Origin of the sequence: Aeromonas sp. 600886, assembly GCF_049174935.1 — a bacterium.
Lineage (GTDB): Bacteria > Pseudomonadota > Gammaproteobacteria > Enterobacterales > Aeromonadaceae > Aeromonas > Aeromonas veronii_A.
The window spans coordinates 22,427-39,649 of sequence record NZ_JAAKUB010000011.1; the positions used below are offsets into that span (position 1 = coordinate 22,427).

The 17,223-nt window shown below is 57.2% G+C and carries 21 protein-coding genes; 11 read left to right on the top strand and 10 right to left on the bottom strand.

Annotated features, from left to right (window positions below):
- Position 1: 1 nt before the first annotated feature.
- Genes G5179_RS10405 through G5179_RS10420 form a run of 4 tightly spaced genes read left to right on the top strand, consistent with a single transcriptional unit; the run spans position 2 to position 1,755 of the window.
- Positions 2 to 478: a DUF2878 domain-containing protein gene (locus G5179_RS10405; RefSeq protein WP_064338593.1), complete on the top strand. Its 477-nt coding sequence runs from the start codon at positions 2 to 4 to the stop codon at positions 476 to 478.
- A complete protein-coding gene (locus G5179_RS10410) occupies positions 475 to 696 on the top strand; it encodes a TIGR02450 family Trp-rich protein (RefSeq protein ID WP_005338671.1) in 222 nt (73 codons plus the stop codon). Before G5179_RS10405 ends, G5179_RS10410 begins: the two co-directional genes overlap by 4 nt.
- Entirely contained in the window at positions 653 to 1,195 is a 543-nt protein-coding gene (locus G5179_RS10415; RefSeq protein ID WP_216951911.1) for a chalcone isomerase family protein, read from the top strand. The genes G5179_RS10410 and G5179_RS10415 overlap by 44 nt, the downstream gene beginning before the upstream one ends.
- Before the next feature lie 14 nt (positions 1,196 to 1,209).
- Positions 1,210 to 1,755 (top strand): DUF3833 domain-containing protein, encoded by a 546-nt coding sequence (locus G5179_RS10420; protein WP_216951910.1) that lies wholly within the window; start codon positions 1,210 to 1,212, stop codon positions 1,753 to 1,755.
- 66 nt (positions 1,756 to 1,821) lie between these two features.
- On the opposite strand, the gene nqrM is transcribed toward G5179_RS10420, so the two are convergent.
- From nqrM to G5179_RS10465, 9 genes are all read right to left on the bottom strand, one after another.
- Positions 1,822 to 2,046: a (Na+)-NQR maturation NqrM gene (gene nqrM, locus G5179_RS10425; RefSeq protein ID WP_216951909.1), complete on the bottom strand. Its 225-nt coding sequence runs from the start codon at positions 2,044 to 2,046 to the stop codon at positions 1,822 to 1,824.
- 9 nt (positions 2,047 to 2,055) lie between these two features.
- Entirely contained in the window at positions 2,056 to 3,096 is a 1,041-nt protein-coding gene (locus G5179_RS10430) for an FAD:protein FMN transferase (RefSeq protein WP_216951908.1), read from the bottom strand.
- Between the two features lie 3 nt (positions 3,097 to 3,099).
- Complete coding sequence (nqrF, locus tag G5179_RS10435; RefSeq protein ID WP_216951907.1) at positions 3,100 to 4,323, bottom strand: NADH:ubiquinone reductase (Na(+)-transporting) subunit F; 1,224 nt, start codon at positions 4,321 to 4,323, stop codon at positions 3,100 to 3,102.
- Between the two features lie 32 nt (positions 4,324 to 4,355).
- Positions 4,356 to 4,952 (bottom strand): NADH:ubiquinone reductase (Na(+)-transporting) subunit E, encoded by a 597-nt coding sequence (nqrE, locus tag G5179_RS10440; RefSeq protein WP_227341212.1) that lies wholly within the window; start codon positions 4,950 to 4,952, stop codon positions 4,356 to 4,358.
- Positions 4,953 to 4,955: 3 nt separating this feature from the next.
- Positions 4,956 to 5,588: an NADH:ubiquinone reductase (Na(+)-transporting) subunit D gene (locus tag G5179_RS10445; protein WP_033114212.1), complete on the bottom strand. Its 633-nt coding sequence runs from the start codon at positions 5,586 to 5,588 to the stop codon at positions 4,956 to 4,958.
- Positions 5,581 to 6,369 (bottom strand): Na(+)-translocating NADH-quinone reductase subunit C, encoded by a 789-nt coding sequence (locus G5179_RS10450; protein ID WP_005343676.1) that lies wholly within the window; start codon positions 6,367 to 6,369, stop codon positions 5,581 to 5,583. Before G5179_RS10450 ends, G5179_RS10445 begins: the two co-directional genes overlap by 8 nt.
- Positions 6,359 to 7,588, bottom strand: coding sequence for an NADH:ubiquinone reductase (Na(+)-transporting) subunit B (locus tag G5179_RS10455; RefSeq protein ID WP_421258320.1), 1,230 nt, complete (start codon positions 7,586 to 7,588; stop codon positions 6,359 to 6,361). The genes G5179_RS10450 and G5179_RS10455 overlap by 11 nt, the downstream gene beginning before the upstream one ends.
- A 3-nt stretch (positions 7,589 to 7,591) precedes the next feature.
- On the bottom strand, positions 7,592 to 8,935 hold the full coding sequence (locus tag G5179_RS10460; protein WP_216951904.1) for a Na(+)-translocating NADH-quinone reductase subunit A: 1,344 nt from the start codon (positions 8,933 to 8,935) through the stop codon (positions 7,592 to 7,594).
- Between the two features lie 451 nt (positions 8,936 to 9,386).
- Positions 9,387 to 9,701: a BolA family protein gene (locus G5179_RS10465; protein ID WP_227341207.1), complete on the bottom strand. Its 315-nt coding sequence runs from the start codon at positions 9,699 to 9,701 to the stop codon at positions 9,387 to 9,389.
- 203 nt (positions 9,702 to 9,904) lie between these two features.
- Between G5179_RS10465 and G5179_RS10470 the strand changes: the two genes are divergently transcribed.
- The 5 genes from G5179_RS10470 (at position 9,905) to G5179_RS10490 (ending at position 14,781) form a co-directional block, all read left to right on the top strand.
- Entirely contained in the window at positions 9,905 to 11,038 is a 1,134-nt protein-coding gene (locus G5179_RS10470) for a methyltransferase (RefSeq protein WP_421258321.1), read from the top strand.
- Between the two features lie 17 nt (positions 11,039 to 11,055).
- Positions 11,056 to 11,640, top strand: a complete 585-nt coding sequence (locus tag G5179_RS10475; RefSeq protein ID WP_005349692.1) for a YajG family lipoprotein — start codon at positions 11,056 to 11,058, stop codon at positions 11,638 to 11,640.
- A gap of 2 nt (positions 11,641 to 11,642) precedes the next feature.
- Positions 11,643 to 12,230, top strand: coding sequence for a peptidylprolyl isomerase (locus G5179_RS10480; protein ID WP_421258357.1), 588 nt, complete (start codon positions 11,643 to 11,645; stop codon positions 12,228 to 12,230).
- A gap of 172 nt (positions 12,231 to 12,402) precedes the next feature.
- Positions 12,403 to 13,782: an AmpG family muropeptide MFS transporter gene (locus G5179_RS10485; RefSeq protein WP_040068511.1), complete on the top strand. Its 1,380-nt coding sequence runs from the start codon at positions 12,403 to 12,405 to the stop codon at positions 13,780 to 13,782.
- 156 nt (positions 13,783 to 13,938) lie between these two features.
- A complete protein-coding gene (locus tag G5179_RS10490; RefSeq protein WP_216951901.1) occupies positions 13,939 to 14,781 on the top strand; it encodes an outer membrane protein OmpK in 843 nt (280 codons plus the stop codon).
- 97 nt (positions 14,782 to 14,878) lie between these two features.
- Here the strand turns inward: G5179_RS10490 and G5179_RS10495 are convergent, their stop codons facing one another.
- The gene (locus G5179_RS10495) at positions 14,879 to 15,361 is read right to left on the bottom strand and encodes a YajQ family cyclic di-GMP-binding protein (protein WP_421258322.1); all 483 of its coding nucleotides are present in this window, start codon (positions 15,359 to 15,361) and stop codon (positions 14,879 to 14,881) included.
- 201 nt (positions 15,362 to 15,562) lie between these two features.
- Between G5179_RS10495 and G5179_RS10500 the strand changes: the two genes are divergently transcribed.
- Complete coding sequence (locus tag G5179_RS10500) at positions 15,563 to 16,516, top strand: ketopantoate reductase family protein (RefSeq protein ID WP_421258323.1); 954 nt, start codon at positions 15,563 to 15,565, stop codon at positions 16,514 to 16,516.
- Between the two features lie 37 nt (positions 16,517 to 16,553).
- A complete protein-coding gene (locus G5179_RS10505; protein WP_101530803.1) occupies positions 16,554 to 17,114 on the top strand; it encodes a DJ-1 family glyoxalase III in 561 nt (186 codons plus the stop codon).
- Positions 17,115 to 17,223 lie beyond the last annotated feature (109 nt).

Genomic DNA, 17,223 nt, shown 5'->3' on the forward strand with positions numbered 1-17,223 from the left:
CATGTGGCAGTGGGCTCACCTGCTGGGGTTCAACCTCTACTGGTTGCTGGCGGTGAAGTGGCAGCAGCCGGGCCCGCTGCTGGCAATGTTGCTGCTGCACTTTATTTTCTCACCCAGCCGCCTGCGTGACTGGCGGCTGCTCCCCATCGCGGTTGCTGGCTGTCTGCTGGATGCCCTGCTCTGGCAGCTCGGCCTGTTCCGTTTCCCGTCCGGTTTTCCCCTCTGGCTGGTGCTGCTCTGGCTCGGTTTTGCCCTGACGCTGGCCCACGGTATGCGCTGGCTGCTGCGCTTGCCTCGCTGGCAGCAGGCACTGTTTGGCGTATTTGGTGGTGCCTCCTCCTATGTGGCGGGGGCCGCCATGGGGGCAGTACACTTACCCTGGGGCATCTGGATCAGTTCGGCGCAGCTGGCTGTGATCTGGATGTGGTGGTTACCCGTACTCCTGTGGGTAATGGTCAAGCTGGAGGGTGAGTCATGACAAACACCTTTTCGACCGACTCGTTGCTTTTTTCCAAATGGACCAAAGAGAGCCAGCATGAGCTGACTGATCGCTTCTATCTGGTGGTTGCCTGCCAGCGGGATGCGCAGGGGCAGCTGGTGCAGGTGGTGATGCAGGATATCAACACCCTGCAGGAACAGGAGATGGATTGGCATGAACTGGAAGACCCCAACCACTGGCATATGGGGTGGAATTAACCCGCTGCTGCTGGCGTTTACGCTCTTTGCTGCAACCGCGGTGCAGGCTTCTGCCGCACCCTGGCAGCAGCTGCGCCCGGTCGGGCAGGGGGAGATGAACTGGCTCTGGTTCAAGCTCTACGATGCCACCCTCTACAGTGCGAGCGGGCGCTATCAGCCCGGTCACTATCCACAGGCACTGACCCTCACCTATGCCAGATCCATCGAGCGGCAAGATCTGCTGAGCGCCACCGCCGCCGAGTGGCAGCGACTCGGTCTTGGCTCTGACGCCGACCGTCAGCGCTGGCTAGGCCAGCTCGCCGCACTCTGGCCCGATATCCAGGCGGGTGACCGGCTTACCTTCTATGTCGACAAGGGTGGGACAGGCCACTTCTGGTGGCAGGAGAAGCCCCTCGGCACTCTGGCCGATCCGCAATTCTCGGCCGCTTTTCTCGCCATCTGGCTGGCTGACAACAGCCGCGATCCCGCCCTCACCCGCCGCCTGCGTGGCCAACCCTGAACATGGAGTTTCCAATGTTTTTCTATCGTGCATACCGCTGGTTGCTGTTGCTCCCTTTTTTGCTGCTGAGCGGCTGTGGTGCCAGTCTCGATGACTATCGGGGGCAGGGGCCAAACTGGGATCTCGCCCGTTTCTTCAACGGTAAATTAGTGGCTCACGGCCTGGTAACCGACCGCAGCGGCGAAGTGACCAGTCGCTTTCGGGTCGAGATGGTGGGTCGTTGGAAGGATGGCAAGGGAGAGCTGTTCGAGCAGTTCTACTTTGATGATGGCCGCCAGCAGACCCGTACCTGGTATCTGAGCAAGGGGGTTGACGGTCACTGGCGAGGTACTGCTTCCGATGTGGTGGGGGAGGCGATGGGTAAAAGCCAAGGGTTTGCCCTCAACTGGCGTTATCAGCTTGATCTGGCGCTGCCGGATGGCGAGGTAGTGCGGGTGAGCTTCGATGACTGGATGTATCTGCTGGACGAAGATCGTCTGATCAATCGTGCCGAGATCAGCAAGTTCGGTATCCATCTTGGCGAGGTGATCCTCTATATCGAACGTCAGCCTGACCGTTAACGCAAGATAACGCCCAGTAAAAAGCGCGCCGATGGCGCGCTTTTGTTTATCGAACAATCAGAGTCATCAGATGATGCGGTTCTCTTCCAGCATCTTGCGACGGGCCTCTTCCTTGGCCATCTTCTTCTTGCGATTGTCGCAGGGCTCGGGGCAGTCGCACTCTTTCTCGATGCCAACGCTCCCCAGACCGCCACAGGAGCCGGAGATGGATTTTTTCTGGAAGATATAGCCGATAGCCATGGCGGCTATCACCAGCATGAATACCCCGAAGGTGATCAGAAAAACCTGCATCTATCCTCCCTATTTCCTGACCAGATACTGTTTGAACGCATCGGAGTAGGCCTCTTCAAAGCCGTTGTCCGTCTTGGTGATCACGAAGATCGCCAGGCCGCGCTCTTTGGCATAGGCCAGGCTCTTCTCCGGTCCCATTACCATGAATACGGTCGCCAGCCCGTCTGCGGTCATGCAGGAGGGGTGGATCACGGTGACCGACACCATGCGGTGCTGGATTGGCTTGCCGGTGCGTGGATCTATGGTGTGGGAGAAGCGCTGGCCATCCATCTCATAGTAGTTGCGATATTCGCCCGAAGTGGCCACTCCGTTGTCACCCGGAACGATCACCTCCTGCACCGAACCGGCATTGGCTGTCGGCTTTTCGATGGCAACGCGCCAGGGGTGTCCCTTGCCGTTGACGCCATTGATCCGCAGCTCGCCGCCGATCTCCACCAGATAGTTGCGCGCACCCAGAGACTCCAGATACTCGGCCACCTTGTCCACACCAAAGCCCTTGGCAATGGCGGAGAGATCAACGTAAAGATCCGGGATGTCCTTTTGCAGGGTGTCGGCATCGACCGAAGTGATGACGTGCAGGTTGCCCAGGCCGGTCTTCTGACGGGTCTGGGTGATCAGCTCCTCTGATGGCATCTTGGTCGGCCGTTTGTCCGGACCGAAGCCCCACAGATTGACCAAGGGGCCGACGGTGACGTCCAGCGCCCCCTGGCTCTCACGGCCAATATGAATGGCTTCTGTAATGACCCGAGCGGTGTCCCGCGATACCACTACCGGTGTCGAACTGTGGTGCTGATTGAAGCGCGACAGTTCGGAATCGGGGCGATAGGTGGACATCTGATCGTTGACTCGCTCCAGCAGTACATCGACCTCGGCCTGAAACTTGGCTGCATCGCTGATGACGTTGTCCGCCACCTTGATGGAGTAGTAAGTGCCCATGGTGCTGCCGGTGATATGGATCTCCGGTTTCGACTGGACCGTGCTTTCCTGACCGCACCCTGTCAAGAAAAAGGCTAGCCCGAAGGCTAGCCAGGTCTTTACAACGCTGTTCATGGATTAACCACCAAAGTCATCCAGCAGGATGTTTTCGTCCTCAACGCCCAGATCTTTGAGCATGTTGATGACGGCTGCGTTCATCACGGGAGGTCCACACATGTAGAACTCGCAATCTTCCGGCGCTTCGTGGTTCTTGAGATAGTTCTCGTAGAGCACGTTGTGGATGAAGCCGGTGTAGCCATCCCAGTTGTCTTCCGGTTGCGGATCGGACAGGGCTACGTTCCAGGTGAAGTTCTCGTTCTCGGCCGCCAGCATGTCGAAGTCTTCGACATAGAACATCTCGCGTTTGGAACGGGCACCGTACCAGAAGCTCATCTTGCGCTTGGACTTCAGGCGACGCAGCTGGTCGAAGATATGGGAACGCATCGGCGCCATACCTGCACCACCACCGATGAATACCATTTCGGCATCGGTATCCTTGGCGAAGAACTCACCGAACGGACCGGAGATAGTCACCTTGTCGCCAGCCTTCAGGCTGAAGATGTAGGAGGACATCTGTCCCGGAGGGGCAGTCCAGTTGCTCGGGGGCGGGGTCGCGATACGCACGTTCAGCATGATGATGCCGAACTCTTCCGGATAGTTTGCCATGGAGTAGGCACGGATGATCGGCTCATCGACCTTGGACTCCAGCTCAAAAATCTTGAAGCGATCCCAGTCACCGCGATACTCCTCGGGAATATCGAAGTTCTTGTAGTACACATGGTGAGCCGGCGCTTCGATCTGGATATAACCACCGGCGCGGAACGGTACGCTCTCGCCATCGGGGATCTGCAGCTTGAGCTCCTTGATGAAGGTGGCCTTGTTATCGTTGGAGATAACAGTACATTCCCACTTCTTCACCCCGAAGATCTCTTCCGGCAGTTCGATGTCCATGTCGCCACGCACGGTGACCTGGCAGGCCAGACGCTCGCCGTGACGGGCTTCACCCTTGCTGATGTGATCCAGTTCGGTCGGCAGGATGTCGCCGCCACCGGATTTCACCCGTACCTTGCACTGGCCGCAGGAGCCACCGCCGCCACAGGCGGAAGAGACGAAGATACCGTTGCCGGCGAGTACGCCGAGCAGCTTGCCACCGGCCGGGCTGGTCACAGCCTTGGCCGGGTCACCATTGATGCTGATTGTCACGTCGCCCGCGGTCACCAGCTTGGACTTGGCGAACAGAATGACTGCCACCAGTGCCAGCAGGATCACGGTAAACATGACCACACCCAAAATAATTTCCATCTATCGTTCCTTTCTGATTGCAGGAAAGCCGATTACAGGGAGATACCAGAGAAGGACATGAAGCCCAGCGCCATCAGACCGGCGGTGATGAAGGTGATGCCCAGACCACGCAGGCCTTCCGGAACATCGGAGTACTTCATCTTCTCGCGGATACCCGCCAGCGCAACGATCGCCAGCATCCAGCCTGCCCCTGAGCCCACGCCGTAGACCACAGACTCCACGAAGGTGTAGTCACGCTGCACCATGAAGGAAACGCCACCGAAGATGGCGCAGTTCACGGTGATGAGCGGCAGGAAGATGCCCAGCGCGTTGTAGAGAGCCGGGAAGTACTTGTCCAGCGCCATCTCCAGGATCTGTACCAGCGCTGCGATCACCCCGATAAAGGTGATGAAGCTCAGGAAGCTCAGATCCAGGTCAGGGGAGAGAGCTCCGGCCTTCAGCACATAGTTGTAGATCAGGTTGTTGACCGGTACGGCGATGGTTTGCACCACGATAACGGCAATACCCAGACCCATGGAGGTCTTGACCTTCTTGGATACCGCCAGGAAGGTACACATCCCCAGGAAGAAGGAGAGTGCCAGGTTTTCGATGAAGATCGATTTAATCAACAGACTCAGATAGTGTTCCATACCTTAATCCTTCGCCTCCACCTGCTTGGGATCCTTGGTGCGCACGCCCCAGATGATCAGACCAATGATGAAGAATGCACTCGGCGGCAGCAGCAGGAGGCCGTTGGGTACATACCAGCCACCGTTGTTCACCAGCGGCAGCAGCTCGATGCCAAACCAGGTGCCGGAGCCCAGCAGTTCACGCACGGTCGCGACACTCAGCAGAATGGCGCCATAGCCCAGACCATTACCGATACCATCCAGGAAGGAGGGGAGCGGCGCGCTCTTCATGGCGTACGCTTCGGCGCGGCCCATCACGATACAGTTGGTGATGATCAGACCGACGAAGACTGACAGCTGCTTGGAGATGTCATAGGCATACGCCTTGAGCACCTGGTCAACCACGATAACCAGCGAGGCGATGATGGCCATCTGGGCAATGATCCGCACGCTGTTCGGGATCTGGTTGCGGATCAGGGAGATGAACAGGTTTGAGAAGGCGGTGACCGCCATGACCGCAAGGGTCATTACAAACGCTGTCTTCATCTGGCTGGTAACCGCCAGTGCGGAACAGACACCCAGCACCTGCAAGGCGATGGGGTTGTTGCCCAGCACTGGAGTCAACAGCAACTTCTTCATTTCGCTCTTGTCAGCCATTGTTGATTTCTCCTGCACGAACCTTGGCCAGGAAAGGACCGAAGCCCTTGGGACCCATCCAGAAGTCAAAGGTATGCTGTACACCGTTACCGGTCAGGGTAGCACCGGAGAGACCGTCGATCTCGTGCTCGGAGCCCGCCGGAGCGTGACCCTTGATGACGCGCAGCGCCGGCATGCCATCCTGATCGAACAGCTTCTTGCCGACAAACAGCTCGCGCCAGGCCGGATTTTCGATTTCACCGCCCAGACCAGGGGTTTCACCGTGGTCATAGTAGGTGATGCCCTTGATAGTCTGGCCATCAGCGGCAACCGCGACGAAGGCATACATGGTAGACCACAGACCCTGACCGTAGATAGGCAGGATGATGTTGTCGATCTTGCCATCGGCATCCTTGGCGAAGAACACCGGAACCAGCTTGGAGATCTGGCGCAGGCCAGCTTTGTCCTCGGCAGCAGCCAGACGGATGTTTTGCGCCGGATCTTTGGCCGCCTGTTTGGTATCGAAGTTGTCGGCATCGCCGTCAACAAAGTTACCGGTGGCGAGATCCACCAGGCGGGCTTCGATCTTGTCGCCATACAGCTTGGCCAGATCGCGCTTGGCTACATCGCTGATGTCCACGCCGGCTACGGAGAGAATATTGCTCTGTTTATCCAGCGCCTTGTTCTCCTCTTGGGTAGAACGCAGGCCAACGGCAGCAACGGATACCACGATGGAACAGGCCAGACAGAGGCCGGTGACCACGCTGATGGTGCCGAAGGTTGAGTCTTTATTAAACGCCACGAGCAATCCTCCGCTTGATGTTTGCCTGAGCGACGAAGTGGTCAAACAGGGGAGCAAACAGGTTTGCAAACAGAATGGCCAGCATCATGCCTTCCGGGAACGCAGGGTTGACCACGCGAACCAGCACGACCATCACGCCGATCAGGGCGCCGTACCACCACTTGCCCTTGTTGGTAAAGGCGGCGGAGACAGGGTCGGTCGCCATGAAGGCCATACCGAAGGCGAAGCCACCCAATACCAGATGCCAGTGCCACGGCATGTTGAACATGGGGTTGGTATCGGAACCGATGACGTTGAACAGCAGGGAGGTGGCGATCATACCGACCATCACGCCGGCGATGATGCGCCAGGAGGCGATGCGCATATAGACGATCATGGCCGCACCCAGCAGGATCATCAGGGTGGAGACTTCACCGATGGAACCCGGCAGGTTGCCAAGGAAAGCGTCCATCCAGCTGATAGCCTGACCGGTGGCACCGTTGATCAGCGCCATCTGGCCGCCCTGAGCCCACTGGCTCAGCGCGGTTGCACCGGAGTAGCCATCAACGGCAACCCAGACTGCGTCACCGGAGATTTGGCCCGGGTAGGCGAAGAACAGGAACGCACGACCTGCCAGCGCAGGGTTCAGGAAGTTTTTGCCGGTACCACCGAACACTTCCTTGGCCATTACCACACCGAAGGTGATGCCCAGAGCAGCTTGCCACAAGGGCAGCTCGGGCGGCACGATCAGGGCAAACAGGATGGAGGTCACGAAGAAGCCTTCGTTGATCTCGTGCTTGCGCACCATGGCAAACAGCACTTCCCAGAAACCACCGACAAAGAAGACGGTGATGTAGATCGGGAAGAAGTGGGTGGCGCCAATCAGCATCTTGCTGCCGATACCGGCAATAACCGGATCGAGGGAGGCACCCAGCATGGTGGCCAGGGCATATTGCCAGCTGCTGGCACCGGCTGCCGAGCCCATGTGGGCAATGGCGGCGATGGCCTGGTTGCCAACGTTGTACATGCCCCAGAACATGGCCGGGAACACGGCCAGCCACACCATGATCATCATGCGCTTCAGATCGAGCGCATCACGGACGTGGGCGGCATTGCGGGTAACGCTACCCGGGGTATAGAACAGGGTATACGCCGCTTCGAACAGGGCGTAGTACTTGGCGTACTTTCCACCCGGTTCGAAGTGATGTTCCATATTTTCAAGAAGTTGCTTGAAACTCATCGCTTAACCTTCCAGTTCAATCTTGGTCAGGCACTCACGCAAGATCGGGCCGTACTCGGTCTTGCCGGGGCAAACGAAAGTACAGAGGGCCAAATCTTCCTCATCGAGCTCCAGGCAACCCAGTGCTTGCGCACCGTCGGTATCGCCGGAGACCATGTCCCGCAGCAGCAGGGTGGGCAGGATGTCGAGTGGCATCACCCGTTCATAGTTGCCGATAGGCACCATGGAACGGTCACTACCGTTGGTAGTGGTGGTGAAGTTGATAAGGCGACCCTTCATCAGGTGAGAGAGGGTGGTGCGGGTGATGGAGAACTTGTTGGCACTGGGGTTGATCCAGCCCAGGAACTCTTTCTCGCGACCCTCGCCCAGTGCACAGACCTGATTGTGGTAACGACCCAGATAGTCGTGAACACCCTCAGCCTTGGCGCCGCTCAGCAGGGAACCGGAGATGACGCGGTTTTCATCGGCACGCAGCTCATTGTTGGTGAGTTGGCTGATGCAGGCCCCCAGACGGGTACGCAGCAGACGCGGCTTGAGCACATTCGGGCCGGCCAGGGCGATCACCTTGTCGGTGCAGATCTGACCGGTGGTGAACAGCTTGCCGAATGCGATCACATCCTGATAGTTGATGTGCCACTGCACCTTGGTGCTGCTGACCGGATCCAGGAAGTGGATATGGGTACCCGGCAGACCGGCAGGGTGCGGACCGACGAAGATCTCTTCCTTGACCTGAGCCAAAGAGGAGTGAGGCAGACTGCCTTCGCCTTTACAGACATAGACGGTGCCGTCGGTCAGGCGGGTCAATACGGCCAGACCATCGAGGAAGGCCTGCGGCTGTTCCTTGATAATCAGCTCGGCATCGGCAGCCAGCGGGTTGGTGTCCATCGCGGTCACGAAGATGGCGCGCGGGGCTGAGCCAACCGCAGGGACTTTGCTGAACGGGCGAGTGCGCAGTGCTATCCACTGACCTGATGCAACCAGGATCTCTTGCACCTTGCTGCGCTCGAGCTTGGCCAGCTCGGAAGAGGCAAAATGCTCGAAGGTCACCTGCTCATCGGAGCCGTCGAGGTCGATGACCACTGACTGGAGCACACGTTTGGCTCCACGGTTGATCTCTGAAACTACGCCGGTGGCGGGGGCCGTGAATTTAACGCCGGGATTCTTCTTGTCTTCGAAGAGCTCCTGACCTTTGATGACGCGATCACCTACTTTGACGAACATAGTAGGTCGCATCCCCACGAACTCCTCGCCCAGTGTAGCAACACGGGTGATGGCGGGGCCATCGTAGATTACTTGCTCTGGCGCACCCAGCACGGGGATGTCCAGTCCTCTTTTGATTGTAATCATACTTAATTGCACTACCGTTACGGGAAGAGAGGTTGGTTAGCGCCGAGAAATACATCACGACGGGTGGTTGAATGAGTCGCTGTTGTGGCTGCGCCGGGTGGTCAGGCTCAGCAATTATTCAACATGCGAGGTCACTCAAAAGCGCTTGAGTCTACCACTTAAGGCCCATTTTCTGCCATGCCAAATAGGCAAAATCCCTGCGTCATCACAAAATTAACCTGCAATGAATAACCCCTGAATTCCTTGTAAGCTGTGGTTTTAAAGGTTTTTTTATTTTAATACCCCCATGGGGGTATGCTTGTGTAAGTCTGTGACTAAGCCGCCAGGGAAAACTGAATTAAATACCTATTTATGGTTGTCAGGATCAGCAGGCTGGCGGCTTTTTGTTTAATTTTTGTTTGTTTGTCACCCATAGGGTGGTGGGTCAGAGCAATGGGTGACAGCTAGCCGTTCAGGAGTGCGAGGGGTTGCCAACACAAGCTGGTGTGCGTGGTGCCTTACCCTTCTCCTGCCACTCGCTTGCCGTGTAGGTATGCAGTGCAAGTGCATGGACAGCGCCGGCCAGTTCATCGGCCAGGATGGCGTTGACCTGACGATGGCGAGAGAGAAGGCGCTGACCCGCAAACTGTTCGCTGACGATCACCACCTTGAAGTGGCTCTCAGAGCCCGGCTCCACTCGGTGCATGTGGCTCTCGTTGATCACTTCCAGCAGAGTGGGGGAGAGGGCTGCCGTCAGCTTGGCTTCAATCAGTTGTTGGATGGTCATAGGATCAGCTTCCAGAGTGAATGTCGGGCCATTCTATCGGCTGTCTAGGTGTGGAATAAGCCCCCGCAAAAGGAAAATCGCCTGCTATCCGTTCATTGGCACGCTCCGAACTGGTGAAATTCCTGCTCCTCGCTAGAATAGCGCCACTTTGCGTCGCCCCTGGCGCCTGTATCCATGAATCAAGCCGAGGTTGGACTCTTCCTATGCAAACCCTTCTCGACACTCCCCATTGCCAGCTCACGCTCTACCGCTATCCGCGCCAGAGTCAGGAGACACTGCAAGCCTGGGATGCGGCTGACGAATATCTGATCAACACTCTGGCGGAGTCCCCCCTCGAGCTGGCGGGCCACGTCATCATCATGAATGACGGTTTTGGCGCGCTTGCCGCCTATCTGCATCCGCACTCCCCCTGCTGTGTCACCGACTCCTACATCAGTGAGCGGGCTACCATGGCCAATTTGGCCGAAAATGGGCTGGATACGAGCGGGATTACCTTGCAGGATGCGCTGGCACCGCTGCCCGATGCTCCTGCACTGGTGGTGATCAAGGTCTCCAAATATCAGGCACTGCTGGAGCAGCAACTGCTGGCGCTGCGGGAGGTGGTGACACCGGCAACCCGCGTTATCGCTGCCGGCAAGGCGAAGGATATTCATACCTCCACCCTCAAGTTGTTCGAGAAGTATCTGGGGCCTACCCGTACCTCGTTGGCCTGGAAGAAGGCGCGTCTCATTCACTGCGAGCCGCAGGCAGAACGCCCCGCGCTGGCCAACCCCTTCCCGACTGTCTGGCCGTTGGAGGGGAGTGGCATGCTCATCCACAACCATGCCAACGTCTTCTCGCGCACCAGTCTCGATATCGGTGCCCGCTTTATGCTGGACAACCTGCCCATCCACAGTGCCCGCAAGGTGATCGATCTGGGCTGTGGCAACGGGGTTTTGGGTCTGTCGCTGCTCGCCAAAGATAGCGAGGTGGAGGTGACCTTTATCGATGAATCCTATATGGCGGTCGCCTCGGCACAGCTCAACGTCGAGCACAATCTGCCCGATGCACTGCCGCGTGCCCGCTTTATGGTCAATAACTGTCTCGACGGGGTGGCGGTAGGTTCGGCGGATCGGATCCTCTGCAACCCTCCTTTCCATCAGCTGCAGGCGATCACCGATCATATCGCCTGGCAGATGTTCAGCGATGCGCACCGGGTGTTGCCTCAGGGGGGTGAACTCTGGATAGTAGGCAACCGTCATCTGGACTATCACAACAAACTCAAGCGCTTGTTTGCCAACGCACAAGTCGTTGCGTCGAACAGCAAATTCGTTATTTTGAAAGCCATCAAACGCTAAAGCCAAAGGAAACCATGATGAAAAAGTCACTCTTGCTGCTGGCCGCCCTGATGCTGGGCGGGTGTGCCACTCATTGGCCGGAGACTGCGCTGCTCAATCCGCAGGTGATCCCCGCCAACCAGCAATACTACTCTGGCAATCGCATCACCATGGAAGGGGTAGACAAGCGTGAGGCTGCCTACGTCTTCTCCATCAAACATAAAGAGAAAGCCCCCGTGCTGGTCAACAGCGAGCGTCCGCTCAACCTGCTGATGGCCGAGCGGCTGGCCGAAGGGCTGCGCAGCCAGGGTCTGGAAGTGGGCAACAGTGGCACCACCAACCTGACGCTGGTGATCTCCAACGCCGCAGTCAATGTGGAAGAGAAGACTTTTACCTATGTCACCAAGTCCCGCGTCAGCCTGCAGGTGATCGCCGATTTCCAGGGCAACCGTCTGACCAAGCAGTTCAACATGTCCTCCAGCAAGGAGAGCCCGAGCGAGCCAAGCATGGCCGATCTCGAGTCTACACTGAACCTGCAACTGGGTAGCGTGCTGCAGCAGATCATGGCGGATGATGCGCTGCGCGGTTACCTGAAAGGTCAACCGAACGGTGCAGGGGTCTGATGATGAAAAAACTCTGGTTGCTGGCCATGCTGATCGCCCCGCTGGCGTTCGCGGGCCCGAAAGTCAGAATGGAGACCAACCACGGCAATATCGTGGTGGAGCTGGCGTCCAAGCAGGCGCCCCAGACGGTGAAGAACTTCCTGCGTTACGTGGCTGATGGCAGCTATGATGGCAGCATCTTCCACCGGGTGATCCAGGATTTCGTGGTGCAGGGTGGGGGCTACAACCAGCAGTTCCAGCAACTGCCAACTTATGAGCCGGTGGTCAACGAGTCGCGCGGCGGTCTGCCCAACAAGCGTGGCTCCATCGCCATGGCCCGCACCCAGGCGGTCGACAGCGCTACTCGCCAGTTCTACTTCAATCTGGTCGACAACAATAACCTCAACGCCGGTGGCGCCGCTGGTTATACCGTGTTCGGTCAGGTGGTGCAGGGGATGGAAGTGCTGGACAAGCTGGCTCAGGTACAGACCGGTTACAGCCCCATTCTGCGTGCCAAAGATGTGCCGACCAGTCCCATCATTCTGAAGAAAGTGGTCTTGTTGGCAGAAACGCCGGCAGACAAGAAAGTCGACAAGAAAGCGGGCAAGTAACTCTCGCCGGACGCGGTTCGTCACCTCGCCTCTTCAGGTCACAACACAAGGCTCATCCCGTTCGGGATGGGCCTTTTCTCTATCCGGACTTCTTTTGCCTATCTCTTTGCTCGCCTTGGCTATCTGCCATCAACCTGCCAAAATGACGCACTTTTCCAAAGTCGTCAGGTAGTTGAACATGATCCGCAAACCAAGCTGGAGAGAGTCCCTCGCCGTCTATCTCGAATTTCGGGTGTTTATTCTCTTTGCCATGGGTTTTTCATCGGGTCTGCCGCTGCTGCTGGTGTTCGGTACCCTCTCATTCTGGTTGCGCGAGGCCGATGTCAGCCTGACCGATATCGGCTATATGAGCTGGGTGGCGCTCGCCTATGGCTTTAAATGGCTGTGGTCGCCGCTAGTGGATCGCATGCCGCTGCCGTTGCTCTCCACGCTGCTGGGGCGTCGCCGTAGCTGGATGTTCTTCTCCCAGCTGCTGATTGCCGCCGCGCTGGTAGGCATGGCGTTCTGCGATCCCAAGACCGAGCTGGCTCAGCTGGCGATGTTTGCCCTGCTGGTGGCCTTTGCCTCGGCCACGCAGGATATCGTCATCGACGCCTATCGCATCGAATCCGCCCCCGAGCGGCTACAGGCGGCGATGGCTGCTTCTTACATGACCGGCTACCGGCTGGCGATGATCATGGCGGGCGCCGGTGCGCTGGCGCTGGCAGCCTGGTTTGGCAGTAACAGCGGCTATGACTATCGTGGCTGGCAGATTACCTATCTGGTGATGGCGGGTCTGATGTCACTCGGGGTCATCACCACGCTGTTTTGCCACGAGCCGGAAATCGATCTGGCCGAGCAGGGCAAACAACAGGCCGAACGCAAGGCGCAGCTCTTGGAAAAAGGGTGGCCTGCGCTGCTGGCGAGTGCGGGGGCCTGGGGCTATGAGGCGGTCTGGTGTCCGTTTGCCGATTTCTTTCGTCGCTATGGCAGCTCGGCGCTGCTGATCCTTGCTCTGATCGCCTGCTATCGGGTTGCTGATGTGGTGATGGGGGTGATGTCCAACAGCTTCTATGTGGATATGCAGTTCAGCAAGACTGAGGTTGCCACCATTACCAAGGTGTTTGGCGTCATCATGACGCTAGTGGGAGCGGCGCTGGGGGGTGTGCTGGTGATGCGCTTCGGCACGCTGCGCATCCTGTTCTTGGGGGCGCTGCTCACCGCCAGCACCAACCTGTTGTTTGCCCTGCTCAATCAGGTTGGTCACAATCTGGAACTGCTGACGCTGATCATCTCGCTGGATAACCTCAGTGCCGGTATTGCTACCGCGGCCTTCGTGACCTATCTCTCCAGCCTGACCAATGTGGCATTTTCGGCCACTCAGTACGCCCTGTTCAGCTCGGTAATGTTGCTGCTACCCAAGTTGCTGGCCGGTTTTTCCGGACAGGTTGTGGAGCAGATTGGCTACAGTGCCTTCTTTGTCGGAACCAGTTTATTGGGCTTGCCCGTGTTGTTGTTGATTGTGCTTGTCGCCAGAAAAGGGAGTGAGTTGCTCTCAACGGCTGACAAATAGCAAGCGTTTGCGTAGAATCGGGGGTGATTAGATTCACACTTCCGGATAAAGTTCCCGAGAAGTTGTTTCACCCCCAATTTTATTTGATTAGAATTCCTCTCGCTCCTTGTGGGCAGGCTACGGAAAACCTCAACTAACGCACAAGAGACCAATAAAATGGCCAAATTTACCAAGACTCTGATCGCTACCGGTCTGCTGGCTGCTGCCGCAACTCCAGCCTTTGCTGCTGACTACAGCGGTGATATCCACAAGAATGACTACAAGTGGATGCAGTTCAACGTCATGCACACCATCGACCAGCGCCCTTTCACTACCGGTGAAGAGGACTACAACGATACCTATTTTGAGATGGAGTTCGGTGGTCGCTCCGGCCTGTTTGACCTGTACGGTTACGTCGACGTATTCGATATTTTCGACTCCCGTCACAGCAATAAACACCATGGTCAGAACCTGTTCATGAAGTTTGCACCGCGTATGTCTCTGGATGCGCTGACAGGTAAAGATCTCTCCTTTGGTCCTGTGCAAGAGCTTTACATTGCCAACCTGAACAACGTTGGTGACAAGCAGATGGAAAACCAGCTGGGTCTGGGTGCCGATGTGATGGTTCCCTGGTTTGGCAAGGTTGGCATGAACCTGTATGCACGTCACGCCACCGAGAACCAGTTCTTCACCGAAGAAGAAGGTGAGTGGAACGGTTATCAGTTCTCCATGAACTGGTTCAAGCCTTTCTATACCTTCGGCAATGGCAGCTTTGTCTCCTACCAGGGTTATCTGGATTATCAATTCGGCCTGGATACCCATGACCGTGCTGACCGTACCAGCGACAACCTGGCCACCTTCCACGGTATCTACTGGCACTCCGATCGCTACGCGGTTGGTTATGGCCTGAAGTATTTCATGGATGCCTACGGTACCAAAGATGGCTCCAAAGCCTACGACGGTACCCCGTGGAAGAGCACCGGCTTCAGCCACTACTTCTCTGTTACCTACAAGTTCTAATAAAACTTGGGGAACAAAAAACCGGAGCATTTGCTCCGGTTTTTTTATGCTCGGACGATTAAAGAAGAGGAGAAGGGAGAGCCCTTCTCTCCCATCATCAGTCGCGGAAATTCTGAAACTGCATCGGTTGGCCCAGGTCGGCGCTACGGACCAGTGCCATGGTCTCTTGCAGATCGTCACGCTTCTTGCCGGTGACACGTACTTCATCACCCTGGATGGCGACCTGTACCTTGATCTTGGAGTCCTTGATCAGCTTGACCAGCTTCTTGGCGATCTCTTTCTCGATCCCCTGTTTGAACTTGACGGTCAGGTGGAAGCGTTTGCCGGAGTGAACGGAGTCACCCACTTCCATGGAGCTGTTTTCGATGTTGCGCTTGAGCAGGGCGCCGCGCAGAATTTCAACCATCTGCTTGAGCTGGAAATCGGCATCGGCTTCCAGTTTTACCTCTTCCTTGTTCAACTCGAAGCTGGCTTCTACCCCACGAAAATCGAAACGGGTGGCCAGTTCACGATTAGCGTTGTCGACAGCGTTCAACACCTCGTTCATTTTGACTTCAGAGACAATATCGAATGACGGCATAGCCGAAGCTCCTCATGTTGCGTTATCGGGGGCCAAATCTACCAGAAATACGGCAAATTTGCTGATTTTGATGGGAGTGCTCTGCTAGAATCCCCTGCGCACAGGAAGGTTGGACCCGTTAGTGTCCGTTCGCGCTATTTTTCATTTATTCCCGGTAACAGGTTGAGAGGATTGCAACCCTTACCCTGACAGAGTCACATCATGCCAAGCGGATTAAAAAATTCCCGACAACCCGTTATGCCACCTGTAGCGCCCAAGTGGACACTGCTCGGGTGCGGAGCTCTCGGCGGCGTTTTTGCCTCCCTGTTGACCATCAGTGGTCAATCCACTCGAGTCTTGTTGCGTGAGCATCATCAATCTACCCTGCACCCCGGATTTGACTTTACTTCGCTGGAGGGGCAGGTACAGCTGCTCAATATCGAACGTGCATTTGCCAGCCAGCCGGGAAAAATCCAGCGTCTGTTGGTGATGACCAAGGCCAGTCAGGTGGTTGGCGCCCTAGCTCCACTGGCTGGCAATCTGGATGCTGGCGTGCCGATCGTACTGCTGCACAACGGGATGGGGATTGCCGAGAAGGTGGTCCAGATGTTCCCGCATAACCCGGTGATTGCCGGGGTGACCAGCCATGGTGCCATGAAAGCGGGCCATTTCGTGTTCCGTCATACCGGCAAGGGGGAAACCTGGTTGGGGCCATTTAACGAGGCGGCCAAGGCTCATGCATCACTGGCAGATGAGTTGGCGCAGGCATTGGGTCAGGCGGGTTGGGATGAGCAGATAGTGGCACGCCAGTGGCAAAAGCTGGCCATCAACTGTGCCATCAATCCCCTGACGGCCCTCTACAAGCTGAAAAATGGCGAGCTGGCTGGCCCCCGTTTTGCCGATGCCCTGCAGCAGATCTGCGTGGAGGTGGCGGATGTGATGTGCGCCGAAGGAGTTGCAACAACGGCAGAGGAGTTGCTGCGTCGGGTGATGACAGTGGTGGAACTGACCGCTGACAATTACTCCTCCATGCATCAGGATATGGAGCTGGGACGCGAGACCGAGATTGAGGCCATCACCGGCTTCCTGCTGGCCAAGGCTGCCCGGCATGGCATTGCCGTACCGGTCAATCAGGGTCTCTATCAGGCGATTAAAGAGAAGAGTCAGGCCGTCTGATCTTTTACATGGCAGAGCAAGCTGCAAGGAGGCGAACGTGAGTGTACTGGTGCTGGTGGCCCCCGGGTCGGAAGAGATAGAGACGGTCGCGATTGTCGATACCCTGGTGCGCGCCAGCATCGAGGTGGTGCTGGCCTCTTGTTGCCCGCATGGTGAGCGTCAGATCAAGGCATCTCGTGGGGTGCAGCTGGTGGCTGATTGTCATATCGACGAGCTGACCCGTCGGGACTTTGAAGCCATCGTGGTACCCGGTGGTTTGCCCGGCAGCGAAGTGATCCGCGATACCCCGCTGGCCATCGAACGGCTCAAAGAGCAGGCCGCTCTTGGTCGCTGGCGCGCAGCCATCTGCGCCGCCCCTGTGGTGGTGTTGCAACATCACGCTCTGCTGGATGGTGCCATCGTCACCTGTCATCCCGGCTTTCAGTCCCGACTACCGACATCGCAACTGTCACATGAGCGGGTCGTCAGGGATGAGGCTCATCGCCTTATCACCAGCCAGGGGCCGGGCAGTGCCATCGAGTTTGCGCTTGAACTGGTTCGGGTGCTGCGTGGGGATGATGTGGCTACCGCCGTGGCTGGCCCTATGGTGCTGCCTTGAGCGCACTCTGTTGCTGAATCAAACTAGCCATGCTTTGAAAACCGGGCCCCGGTCATCTTGATCGGGGCCCGCTTGTTGTCTGCCGTTGTTGGCCACATCATATTGCCAA